Source organism: Acinetobacter sp. 1207_04 (assembly GCF_052850415.1).
Genome location: NZ_VXCQ01000005.1, coordinates 83,217 through 95,991 on the forward strand (window position 1 = coordinate 83,217; position 12,775 = coordinate 95,991).

11 protein-coding genes are annotated in these 12,775 nt (G+C 39.7%); 2 read left to right on the forward strand and 9 right to left on the reverse strand.

Translation table 11 applies throughout. The features are described 5' to 3' along the window. Positions 1 to 168: 168 nt before the first annotated feature. Positions 169 to 1,155: a mechanosensitive ion channel family protein gene (locus FW754_RS05960; RefSeq protein ID WP_409510714.1), complete on the forward strand. Its 987-nt coding sequence runs from the start codon at positions 169 to 171 to the stop codon at positions 1,153 to 1,155. Here FW754_RS05960 and FW754_RS05965 read toward each other — a convergent pair. The 5 genes from FW754_RS05965 to prfB form a co-directional block, all read right to left on the reverse strand. Beyond that, a complete protein-coding gene (locus FW754_RS05965; RefSeq protein ID WP_446324113.1) occupies positions 1,139 to 1,855 on the reverse strand; it encodes a 16S rRNA (uracil(1498)-N(3))-methyltransferase in 717 nt (238 codons plus the stop codon). The genes FW754_RS05960 and FW754_RS05965 overlap by 17 nt on opposite strands. Further along, entirely contained in the window at positions 1,852 to 3,105 is a 1,254-nt protein-coding gene (locus FW754_RS05970; RefSeq protein WP_446324174.1) for a 3-deoxy-D-manno-octulosonic acid transferase, read from the reverse strand. The genes FW754_RS05965 and FW754_RS05970 overlap by 4 nt, the downstream gene beginning before the upstream one ends. 126 nt (positions 3,106 to 3,231) lie before the next feature. Further along, positions 3,232 to 4,317, reverse strand: coding sequence for an alkene reductase (locus tag FW754_RS05975; protein ID WP_446324114.1), 1,086 nt, complete (start codon positions 4,315 to 4,317; stop codon positions 3,232 to 3,234). A gap of 38 nt (positions 4,318 to 4,355) precedes the next feature. Further along, complete coding sequence (locus FW754_RS05980) at positions 4,356 to 4,655, reverse strand: ArsR/SmtB family transcription factor (protein ID WP_409510759.1); 300 nt, start codon at positions 4,653 to 4,655, stop codon at positions 4,356 to 4,358. A gap of 165 nt (positions 4,656 to 4,820) precedes the next feature. Then, positions 4,821 to 5,916, reverse strand: a protein-coding gene (gene prfB, locus FW754_RS05985) for a peptide chain release factor 2 (protein WP_409510710.1) whose coding sequence is annotated in 2 segments (ribosomal slippage) — positions 4,821 to 5,843 and positions 5,845 to 5,916 — 1,095 coding nt in all. Because the reading frame shifts where the segments join, the coding sequence is not laid out codon by codon here. Between the two features lie 446 nt (positions 5,917 to 6,362). Here prfB and FW754_RS05990 point away from each other — a divergent pair. Then, entirely contained in the window at positions 6,363 to 7,133 is a 771-nt protein-coding gene (locus FW754_RS05990; protein WP_409510709.1) for a putative porin, read from the forward strand. Positions 7,134 to 7,225: 92 nt separating this feature from the next. Here FW754_RS05990 and recJ read toward each other — a convergent pair whose 3' ends face one another. From recJ to guaB, 4 genes are all read right to left on the reverse strand, one after another. Beyond that, positions 7,226 to 8,920 (reverse strand): single-stranded-DNA-specific exonuclease RecJ, encoded by a 1,695-nt coding sequence (recJ, locus tag FW754_RS05995; RefSeq protein WP_409510708.1) that lies wholly within the window; start codon positions 8,918 to 8,920, stop codon positions 7,226 to 7,228. Positions 8,921 to 9,060: 140 nt separating this feature from the next. After that, entirely contained in the window at positions 9,061 to 9,717 is a 657-nt protein-coding gene (gene pdxH / locus FW754_RS06000) for a pyridoxamine 5'-phosphate oxidase (protein ID WP_446324115.1), read from the reverse strand. Between the two features lie 61 nt (positions 9,718 to 9,778). Next, on the reverse strand, positions 9,779 to 11,110 hold the full coding sequence (gene glmM / locus FW754_RS06005) for a phosphoglucosamine mutase (RefSeq protein WP_409510706.1): 1,332 nt from the start codon (positions 11,108 to 11,110) through the stop codon (positions 9,779 to 9,781). A gap of 116 nt (positions 11,111 to 11,226) precedes the next feature. Further along, positions 11,227 to 12,693 carry an IMP dehydrogenase gene (gene guaB / locus FW754_RS06010; protein ID WP_409510705.1) on the reverse strand — a complete coding sequence of 489 codons (1,467 nt, stop codon included), beginning with the start codon at positions 12,691 to 12,693 and terminating at the stop codon, positions 11,227 to 11,229. Positions 12,694 to 12,775: the final 82 nt, after the last annotated feature.

Consider the following 12,775-nt stretch of genomic DNA (forward strand, 5'->3'; position numbering starts at 1 on the left):
CATTCAAAAAAATGGACATGAATACACCCTTTAAGTCCAGACAAGCTACAGATCAGTAAAATAAACCTACACGTAAACACATCAATCGCCGAGAATTCAAACACTTCTAAGGGTTCATTTTTTGTAAAAATCAGGCAAAATATTACAAATTTTTTAACGGACACAAAAGTGGCTGAAGAAGCAACCAAACTCAGTGAAGTGGCACAAGACACTTCACAGCTCATCCATTCTGCAGGTGAAAAAACTGCGCAATCGGTGATTGAACATACTGCAAAATATAATGATGCTTACTCGACCATTGATAAATTTGTTGACGGCTTTTGGGAACGTGTACCGTATCTGTGCATCGGTTTAACCGTTATTATTATTTTTTGGTTACTGTCAAAACTGTTCAAATTTTTTGTCCGTAAAACGTTAGAAAATAAATCATATACGCGTCAAAACTTAGTTCTAGTGCTCAACCGTGTCGGTAGTACTGCAATCATGTTCTTTGGCTTCCTCATTGCGATGGTTATTGCTATTCCTGGCTTTACCCCTGCTCAGCTCATGAGTGCACTGGGGATTGGTTCGGTTGCAATCGGTTTTGCATTTAAAGATATTTTTCAAAATTTACTGTCTGGTATTCTTATTTTATTGAGTGAACCATTCAAAATTGGTGATGATATTATTGTGTCTGGCATGGAAGGTACGGTCGAAGATATTCAAATTCGTGCGACATTTCTACGTTCTCCAGATGGTCGTCGTATTGTTATTCCAAATGCTACTGTCTATACAAGCCCTGTTACAGTTAATACAGCTTATCAGCGTCGCCGTTGTGAGTTTATTGTGGGTATTGGTTATGAAGATGATGTACAAACTGCTAAAGATCTTATTTTGCAACAGCTTGATCGTGATCAAAAAATCTTGAGCCAACCAGGTTTTACCGTGAATGTTACTGCGCTTGCAGACTTCTCAGTAAACTTAACCGTTCGTTGGTGGGTCAATACCACTGAAACCACAACATCTGCATCAATCAGTGAAATTCAAGAACACATTTTAAAAGCTTTTGCTGAAAACAATATTTCAATTCCTTATCCTGTACAGGAAGTGAAAGTTTATCGTGGTGATCCATCTGTGGATGATACTGAGTCAGGTCGTGCTAAACAGTCGAGCTAAATAAACGACCAAGTACATAAGAAATTGCAGTTTCAGTGCGTAAAATACGGTTGCCTAGGCTTACAGCTTGGCAACCATTTTTTATGAGTAAATCAACCTCATACGGAATAAAGCCACCTTCAGGACCAATCAATACAATACACGGATGCTCAATTGCAGAGGGCATTTTTTGTGTTGTATATGGATGTGCCACATAGGCAGGACAATGTTCATTTATTAATGTTGGTAGTACATCTTCAGTAAAAGGTTTAAAGCGTTTATAAATTTCAACTTGCGGTGCAATCGTATCACCCGCCTGTTCTAAACCAAGCATTATATAGTGTTCAATTTGCTGTAAAAATGGTGTTTGCCAATAGCTTTTATCGACCCGATAACTATGGATCAGAATGAGTTTTTCTACACCCATCGTCACTGCATCCATCATTAAACGGCGCAACACTTTCGGGCGAGGCATCGCAACGACCAAAGTCACAGGCAGTTTTTCAGGCACACTTTCTTCTTGTAAGAGTTTTACCCGAATACTATGTTCGGTTATTTCGACGATTTCTGTGAGATAGCGCTTCCCCTCACGAATGCCGACCTTCAAAGTATCTCCAACTTGGACATTGACATGGGTTTTTAAATGTTCAAGTTGGCGACTTGCTGTGATATTCCAAAGGTCAGATTCGGTTTGACGAGGGTCTAAAAGAACGATGTTCATAATTTTGATAAGAACCGATCAATCACTGCAATATGCTTCTGCAAAGAACCCTTATTCTGATTTAACACTTCAATCGCATGCTGGCTCAATTGCGTTGCAAAATCCTGATCCTCTACACAACGCACCAATAACTGCACAACATCATGTTCAGACTGACCAATGGCAACAGCATTCGCCTGTAAAAACTCATCAACAATCGCTTGAAAATTAAAATAATTCGGACCAATCACCGTCGGTACATTCAAAACCATCGGCTCCAAAATATTATGACCGCCACCCGGTTCATTGAGTGAACCACCAACAAAACTGGCTTGACTGAGTGCATACCACAACCACATTTCGCCCATACTATCTGCTAAATATACTTGTGTATCTAATTGAATAGACTGATTTAAGCTACGGCGTTGCGTATTTAAATTTAAACTTTGTGCAACCTTAAAAACCTCATCAAAACGTTCAGGATGACGAGGAACGACTATGACTAAGCAATCAGAATGCTGTTCTAAATAAGGTTTCAGTCCATTGAGTAATTTTTCTTCTTCAGGTGCATGTGTACTTGCAAGGGTAATGATTTTACGTCTTGCTAAATTCCAATCGTGTTTTAACTGCTGTGCTTTTTCAATAAAAACTTCAGGTGCGGAAATATCAAATTTAATACTACCCACAACTTCACTTTTTGAAGCCTCTAAACCCAATTCGATAAAGCGTTGCTGTGTCGCTACATCTTGTGCAAGTAATGCATCAAAATTTTGCAACATGGGACGAGTTAAACTCGGCACTTTGCTATAGCCTTGTGCTGATTTTGCAGATAAGCGTGCATTGACCAAAATACAAGGCACTTCAAATTTATCAGCTTGATCAATCAGATTTGGCCACAACTCAGTTTCTACGAGAATAAGTAATATGGGTTGATATTTTTGATAAAAATCGGCAATTAAAGACTTCTGATCGGCAGGTAAATACACGGCTTGAAACAAAGCCTCATAAGGAGCTTTTAAAAATAGTGCTTTAGAACGAGCCTGACCTGTTTTAGTCGTATTAGTCACTAAAATGGGCTGACCCAATTTTAAATAATGTTCAATTAAAGGCTGTGCAGCATTGGTTTCCCCCACCGAAACACAGTGAAACCAAATTGCTTGCTTATTTTTGGCACTCTGAAATGGACCAAAACGCTCAAGACATTCCTGTTGATATGCCTCTACATTTTGTGCACGCTGTTTTATTTTCCACTTATATAATGGTTTTACCATCGCCAAAGCAGCGTTATACCAAAAAGGAGTAGCCAAATAATAATCTCAAACTAATCAAAACTGCACGAATATAGCAGAGCCTCATCGGCTTGTTAACCAATGAAGCTTAAGGAAATGTGTTTATTTTTAAGCGTTCGGTTCTAATGCTTCAAGTTCTGCCAAAGTTGGATAATCTACATAGCCTTCAGCAACATCCGTCCCGATCATATTGTCGAAAATTAATTCATTCAGTGGCGCATCTCCAACTAAACGCTCATACAAATCAGGATTGGAAATATAGTCTTTACCAAATGACACCGCTTCTGCCTTGCCCGAAGCCAATAAATCAATTGCATCTTCACGACTTAACTTCATATTGGCAATGTATGGCACACCATTCGATCGCTGTTTCAAATAACCACTAATACTGCCTTCATCCAAATGCTCACGAGTAAAGAAGAATGCAATTTTGCGCTTACCCAATTCTTCGAGTGCATAACCAAATGTTTCACGTGGATTCTCATCACCCATGTCATGCTCATCACCACGCGGCGCAAGATGCACGCCCACACGACCTGCGCCCCAGACTTCAATCAAAGCATCAACGACTTCTAACAAGAAACGTGCACGATTTTCAACTGAACCACCATAGAGATCGGTACGTTGATTGGTTGAACTTTGTAGGAATTGGTCAATCAGATAACCATTGGCTGCGTGTAATTCGACACCATCAAAACCTGCTTGTTTGGCTTTAATTGCAGATTGTTTGTATTGTTCAACAATGGCTTGGATTTCTGAAATTTCCAATGGACGTGGCACAACATATTCACGTTTTGGACGCAATAAGCTGACATATCCCGCTTGTTGGACTGTACTTGCAGATACAGGTGTTTCACCATTTAAAAGATCAGGATGCGAAACACGACCGACATGCCAGAGTTGAGCAACGATTAAACCTTCTTTGTCATGTACCGCATTGGTAACCAACTTCCAACCTTCAACTTGTGCATCAGTGAAAAGCCCGGGAGTATTTAAATAACCATTAGCTTCTTCAGAAATCACCGTTGCTTCAGAAATGATTAAGCCTGCACTTGCACGCTGGGCATAATACTCAGCCATCATTACAGTTGGAACACGTTCAGCTGTTGCACGACTACGTGTTAGAGGAGCCATGACCACTCGGTTTTTGAGTTTCAATTCGCCAAGGGTTAAAGGTGAGTTTAATTGAGCCATATTCGCCTCGTTACTCACTTTCCAATTTAAATTAGGAATTAAAGTGAGTTTTGTAGATAATCGATATATTGCTGAATCAAAGCTTCGTTTCGGGAAAAATACGACCACTGACCGTATTTTTCGGCTTGGATTAAATCTGCTTGCTGTAAAACAGACAAATGATTTGACATGGTCGATTGAGAGACATTACCGAGCTTTTCGATATTCCCTGCACACACACCACGATTAAAGCCACCACATTGCTCCTCAGACAAAAACTGCTCAGGGTTCTTCAACCATTCAAGAATTTGCCGACGAGTCGGATTTGCCAGCGCTTTAAAAATTAAATCTATATCCATCATATAAGGCACGTTTAATTGAGAGCTAAATATGAAACTGCAAAGCCTTGATCAACATCTTTACAAACACTATATCGTATTTTTTCGATTTTAATATCGAATATTTTAGATATATTTGCAAAAAAATCTTAAGACTTTGCTTTTAAATTAAATTTATTTGAAAACTTATAAGCCTTGTTTCAAGCTTGCTTCAATAAATTTATCCAAATCACCATCCAACACCGCACCAGTATTTGAACTTTCAACACCAGTACGTAAGTCTTTAATACGTGAGTCATCTAAAACGTATGAACGAATTTGACTTCCCCAACCAATATCAGACTTGGTATCTTCAAGTGCCTTCGCAGCATCATTACGAATTTGCATTTCACGTTCGTACAGCTTTGCACGTAACTGTTTCCAAGCATGGTCACGGTTAGCGTGTTGTGAACGTTGGTTCTGACAAGCCACCACAATACCTGTTGGCGCATGCGTTAAACGTACAGCAGAATCGGTTTTGTTAATGTGCTGACCACCCGCACCCGATGCACGGTAAGTATCGGTACGAACATCCGCAGGGTTAATATCAATTTCGATATTATCATCAACTTCAGGTGAAACGAATACCGCTGAGAATGATGTATGACGGCGGTTTCCTGAGTCAAATGGCGATTTTCGTACCAAACGATGTACGCCAGATTCTGTACGTAACCAACCATAGGCATACTCACCATCTACACGAATAGTTGCCGATTTAAGTCCCGCAACATCGCCATCCGACTCTTCCATCACTTCAGCTTTAAAGCCATGACGTTCGATCCAACGTAAATACATACGAAGTAGCATAGATGCCCAATCTTGCGCCTCTGTACCACCTGAACCCGCTTGAATTTCCACATAACATGGGTTCGGATCCATTGGATTACTAAACATACGACGGAATTCAAGTTTCGCCAATTCAGCTTCACTTGCATCAAGTTCAGCCTGAACATCAGCCAATAAGCTTTCATCATCTGCTTCAACAGCAAGGTCAAGCAATGCTTGTGCATCTTCAAGTTGTGTAGACAATCCTTCTAAAACGTTTAACACGTTTTCAAGTTCGCCTTTTTCTTTTGCCATAGCTTGTGCACGACTTTGGTCATTCCAAATGCTCGGGTCTTCTAACTCACGGAGAACCTCTTCTAAACGCTCTTTCTTTAGATCGTAGTCAAAGATACCCCCGTAGTGTTTGACCACGGTCATTTAAGTCTTTTAGCTGTACTAGATAAGGATTAATTTCCACGAGTTTTCATCTCACATTTGACATCTTTTCATTTGCAGGCATTCTACCACAGAGCAGCTAAAGTTCAGAATCGTCATTTTTTAGTGTTTTATTGAATTAACATGTGTTTGTAAGATGAATTTATTTGCTTTCTATCAACACTAAAATGATGGTTTTTAGTAAAAATTATTCCCTAGATGCAATGAACTAAAATCACTATTTTATTACAAATTGTGTTTAAATTTGCATCATATAAAATCTTCTTCACAGTATCCACACAGTTTTAATAAAACAAAACATTATTTTTTATTTATATATTTCAATATTATATTTAATTAATTTACATAACTTTACTAATGTTTCAATTTTATTACCTGAGTTCTATTGACGGTATTTTTATTTCACCTAGACTAAATATGTAACAAAAAATGTATATCGAAATGGATCATTTTCAGAGGGCAATAACCATGAAAAAATTAGCAATCGCTTCAGCAGTCTTATCCGCGTTGGTCATGACTGGTACAGCAGCACATGCTTACCAAGCAGAAGTCGGTGGTTCATATACATACAATGACCCAGATGATTTTGACGCAACACATCAGTTCGGTGTAGATGGCACATATTATTTCAACCCAGTTCAAACACGTAATTCGCCACTCAATGAAGCAGCGTTCCTTGACCGTGCAAGTAATGTAAAAGCGAATGTCGATTATGCAAATAATGACGGCGTAAAAAATAGCCAATACGGTGCAGGTCTTGAATACTATGTTCCAAATTCTGATTTCTATGTGAGTGGTCGTGTAGGTCGTAATGAACAAGAAGTTAAAGATACACCTATAGATAACAAAGTAACCACTTATGGTGCTGAAGTTGGTTATCTACCAGCACCAGGTTTATTACTTGCGTTAGGTGTAACAGGCTATGACGTAAAAGATGGTGATGATGGTGCAGACCCAACAGTACGTGCTAAATACGTGACTAAAGTAGGTCAATATGACGCTAACTTTGAAGCATTTGGTGCATTTGGTGATCTTGATGAATACCGTGTTCGTGGTGATTTATACCTAGATAAAACTTTAAGTGTCGGTGCAGATTATTACAACAACGATTTATATGATCATGATGAGTTTGGTATTTCTGCTAAGAAATTCTTTAACCAAAATGTAAGCCTTGAAGGTCGTGTTGGTTTCGGTGATGACTACAACACTTATGGCGTTCGTGCAGGATACCGCTTCTAAGTTAAGGCATTACCCAACTTAAAGGTTCCAACCATTTAAATAGAAATTAAAAAAACCGCTATTCATAGCGGTTTTTTTATTGTGAAATACGGTTAATTTTCAACATGTAACATGCGTAATTGCAAATTTACTCGTCCATTAAATTCATTCTTATCGAGTTCATATACCACTCGGACTTTATTTTTTGTGGCATCGAATTGGAATTTATCTCGGGCATTAAATGCAATTGCATCAACAAATTGACCGTTGTTCAAACCCAATTTTAACTTTAAATGGACCTCTTTAAGCCAACGATGCTCCAATAGTTCAAATTCGCCCTCAAATACTGGTGATGGAAATTTTTGCCCCCATGGCCCCAATTGCTCAATTAAATCAACTGTCTGTAATTGAATATCTTGTTCATGCAAAACTCCATCTGTCCATAATACTGCATCAAACAAGGCTTCATCGGACTGTGAAATTAAATCAGTAAATACTTGTTTAAACCGTTCAAAATTTTGCTTTTCAATAGTTAAACCTGCCGCTGCCGCATGTCCACCAAAAAAACTTACCATATGCGGATACTGTTCTGCCACTTGCTCAATGGCATCTCGAATATGAATACCTTCAATTGAACGTGCTGAACCTTTAATATGAATACCATCCTTATCGGCAGCAAAAACAATACTCGGACGATGGAACTGCTCTTTCAAACGCCCTGCGACAATCCCAATTACGCCTTGATGCCACTGTTCATCAAACATCACCAACGCTGCAGGTAAATTATCTTCATCCAAGTGTAAGGACTGCATTTCAGCAAGCGCTTCTTGTTTCATTTGTGATTCAACTTGACGGCGTTCAAGGTTTAAATCATTAAGCTGACGAGCGAAGGTATAAGCTGTTTGCATATCGTTGGCAAGTAAACATTCAATGCCGATGTCCATGGTTTCCATACGCCCTGCCGCATTGATGCGTGGTCCTAAAACAAAACCTAAATCAGAGGCTTTTAAACTCATCGGGTCACGACCTGCAATATCAAGCAGTGCGCTAATACCTGCACGACATTGATTTTGCTGAATGCGTTTTACGCCTGCATCAACCAAAATTCGATTGTTATAATCGAGACTGGCGACATCAGCATAAGTTCCTAACGCCACCAAGTCTAAATATTGTGCCATTTTCGCACTCGACTTGCCTGCTTGAGTACGTTGACTGCTCAAATTTGCAAGTAAATAAAAGGCAACACCAACACCTGCTAATGCCTTGCTTGGGAAATCACAACCGAGCTGATTTGGATTAACTACCGCTTCTGCATCAGGTATTTCCTTGGTTGTTAAATGGTGATCGGTAATAATCACTTTCACACCATACGACTGCGCCTGCTTCACACCTGCATGACTTGAAATACCGTTATCCACCGTAATCAAAAGATCAGGTTGAAAACGTTCAAATGCTAAATCTGCAATTTTTGGAGTCAAGCCATAACCGTATTTGAAACGGTCAGGCACTAAATATTCAACATTTGCACCCATTTCACGGAGTGCCAAAATCATCAGTGCAGTACTCGTAGCACCATCGGCATCATAATCGCCCACAATCACAATTTTGAGCTGTTGATCTATCGCATCATTCACGAGGTCAATAGCCCGCTGTAAACCTTTCATGGTCGGTGCAAGCAAATATTTGAGTTTTAAATCAAGTTCTTTTTCTGACTGTACACCACGTCGTGCCAAAATTTCAGCCATAAAATCTGAAACATTGGAAAATTGTTTCGGATCACTCAAATAAGGTCTTTGCTGAATTTGCATATGAGATATAGCAACAGTGAAAAAGAAGATTAAAAAGTATATCGCCTTCCGAGGCAGGACACCAACACCTCCTTTTAAAGAAAAATAAAGGCGATGAATTCAATATAAATTCATCGCCTTATTCATTTTCCAATCAAAATTTATGGCATCAAACGTTGTATCTGCCATACATTTTCAGTTTTTTCATACACCAAACGATCATGTAAACGGTTCGGACGGCCTTGCCAAAATTCATAATAATCAGCTTGTAGGCGATACCCTCCCCAAAACTCAGGTTTGGTCAATGTCGCTTGTTGCTCTACACGATCATGCAACGCTTGAAAACGCTGTTGTAATAACTCACGACTTTCAATCACACCACTTTGCGGTGTACTGATATGCGCTGCAATTTGGCTATCACGGGGGCGTTTGTGATAATAATCGGTTGATTCTCCAACTGAAATTTTCAATACCTTCCCTGCAACACGTATCTGACGTTCAAGTTCAGGCCAATAAAATAACAATTCAGCATAAGGATTAGCCGCTAAATCCAATCCTTTTTGACTGTCATAATTGGTATAAAAATCATAACCTGCTTCAGTCGCGCCACGCAGTAGTACAGTGCGAACATGTGGTCGCCCCTGAGCATTTGCAGTCGCAAGTGACATGGCATAAGGTTCGTGAAGTTTAGCTTCCAAAGCTGTATTAAACCAACCTAAAAACTGCTCATGCGGATCAGCATTGACATACTGTTCATGCAACTCACCTTTTTGGTAGCTTAAACGTAATTCACTTAAATCCTTAATTACATCACTCATGCTTTAACCTTTAATATCGAAATTTTTATATTCAAAAACTAAGCTAAACTTTGATCAAGAACTAAACTGCATTTTGACGTACAGCATCAGCCAAATGATTTGCAAGATCAGTTACTTCTTGAAGATTATCACCTTCAACCATGACACGAATCACGGGTTCAGTCCCAGATTTACGAATCAAAAGACGACCACGTCCTTTCAACTGCACTTCTGCTTTGTCAAACTCCGCAACCAATGCAGGTACAGAGAATGGGTCAAACATATTTTCTAAGCGTACATTCACTAAGACATTAGGTAAGATTTCAAAATCAGCAACCAATTCATCAAGTGATTTATTTTGTTCAACTAAAACAGTCAATACCTGTAATGCAGCAATAATTGCATCACCTGTTGTACTCTTGTCTAAAGTCAAAATATGACCTGATGGCTCGCCACCAATAGACCAATTATTCGCTTCAAGATTTTGTAAAACATAACGATCGCCAACATTTGCACGAACAAATGGCACTTCGGCTTTTTCAAGCGCAAGTTCAAGTGCCATATTACTCATCACTGTGCCGACAATGCCTGCTGGTTTATTGGTAGCTTGAGTCGCTAAAATATAAAGAATATGGTCACCATCGACCAACTTACCATAACGATCAACCAAAACTACACGATCTGCATCACCATCGAAGGCAATACCCAAGTCAGCTTGCTGTTCTACAACCGCTTTTTGTAAACCTTCAGGATGTGTTGAGCCACAATTTTCATTGATATTCAGGCCATCGGGTGTGTTATTCATGGCAATAACTTTTGCACCTAACTCACGAAATACGGCAGGTCCGACGTTATATGCGGCACCATTGGCACAATCCACTACAATTTTTAAATGGCGCAAATTGAAATGGTATGGAAATGTCGATTTACAGAATTCAATATAACGGCCATTGGCATCTTTCACACGCACACTTTTACCCAAGTTTGCGTTGTCATCAATCACGATATCTTTTTCAAGTTCTTTATTGATGGCATCTTGAATCGAATCAGGCAATTTTTTACCTTCATCTGAGAAAAATTTAATCCCATTATCAAAATATGGATTATGTGATGCAGAAATCACTATGCCTAAATTTGCATGTAAAGCACGTGTTAAATGCGCAATTGCAGGTGTTGGTAGTGGTCCCAACAAATGCACGTAAACACCTGCGGCATTCAAACCTGCCTGTAAGGCAGCTTCAAGAATATAACCTGATAAACGTGTATCTTTGCCCAATACAACAATCGGTTTTGACTTCGGACTTAATTGTTTTAAGACTTTACCCGCTGCGAAACCTAATTTTAATGCAAACTCTGGGGTAATCGGTAGCTGACCAAATTTTCCACGAATCCCATCTGTTCCAAAATAACTCATCTGTACCCCAACTTATTATGTGTTGTTTAGCTGCCTGTTTAATTTCCTCACTTTACACCAAAATAAAAAAGCCGTCATAACATGACGGCTTTTTTCAATCAAAACGATACGAAAGATTAACCTACACGATAGTTTGGTGCTTCTTTAGTAATCGTTACATCATGTACGTGAGATTCAGACATCCCTGCTGATGTGATTTTCACAAACTTAGCATTTTGACGAAGGTCTTCAATAATCGCAGAGCCTGTATAACCCATAGATGAACGTAAACCACCCATCATTTGATGAACGATGTTACCCATTGGACCTTTATAAGGCACACGACCTTCAATACCTTCAGGAACCAATTTCTCAGCACCTGCTTTAGAGTCTTGGAAATAACGGTCAGCAGAACCTGTTGCACCCGCCATTGCGCCCAATGAACCCATACCACGGTATGCTTTGTAGTAACGACCTTGGAAAAATTCAACTTCGCCTGGAGCTTCTTCAGTACCCGCCATGAGTGAACCCACCATGATGGTACTTGCACCTGCACCAATTGCTTTCGCCATATCACCAGAGAAGCGAATACCGCCATCTGCAATCAATGGAATTTGATCTTTCAATGCATTTGCAACAGCATCAATTGCAGAGATTTGTGGCATACCAATACCAGCCACAATACGTGTCGTACAGATTGAACCTGGGCCAATTCCGACTTTAACAGCATCTGCACCAGCATCAAGTAATGCCAATGCAGCATCACCCGTTGCGATGTTCCCACCAATGACTTGTACTTGTGGATAGTTAGCTTTAACCCAACGTACACGCTCAATCACACCAGCAGAATGACCATGCGCTGTATCAACAACAATCGCATCGACACCAGCATCAACAAGCGCTTCAACACGACTAGGTGTTTCAGCACCTGTACCGACTGCTGCACCTACACGTAAGCGACCTAAATCATCTTTACAGCTGTTTGGATAAAGCTCAGCTTTATTAAAGTCAGTAACAGTAATTAAGCCTTTTAATTCGTTGTTTTCACCCACCACCAATACTTTTTCAATACGGTGCTGTTGCAATAATGCTTGGATATGTTCTTTTGAAGCATTTTCACGTACAGTGACCAAACGGTCTTGACCTGTCATGATGTTGCTTACTGGCTGTTCAAGATTGGTTTCAAAACGTGTATCACGTCCTGTCACAATACCAACTACTTTGCCATCTTTAACAACAGGTACACCACTGATGTTGTTCGATTGAGTAATCGAAATCAACTCGCGTACCGTTGTTTCAGGCGTCACAGTAATTGGATCTTTCACCATTCCTGCTTCGAATTTTTTCACACGGCGAACTTCTGCTGCCTGAGCAGAAATATCCATGTTTTTATGAAGAATACCAATACCGCCGTTTTGCGCCATCGCAATTGCCATACGTGACTCTGTCACAGTATCCATTGCTGCTGAAACTAAAGGGATATTCAAATTGATGCCACGAGTCAGGCGTGTCTTTAGGGAGACATCTTTTGGGAGGACAGTAGAATAGGCAGGGAGTAATAAGACATCATCAAAGGTTAGGGCTTCTTGAACGATGGTCAACATAACAGTCTCGCTGGTAATTTCCGTGAGCTATTATATACAAATTTCAGTTTAAATTTCATTTTTTATTAGTCCGATTTAAAGT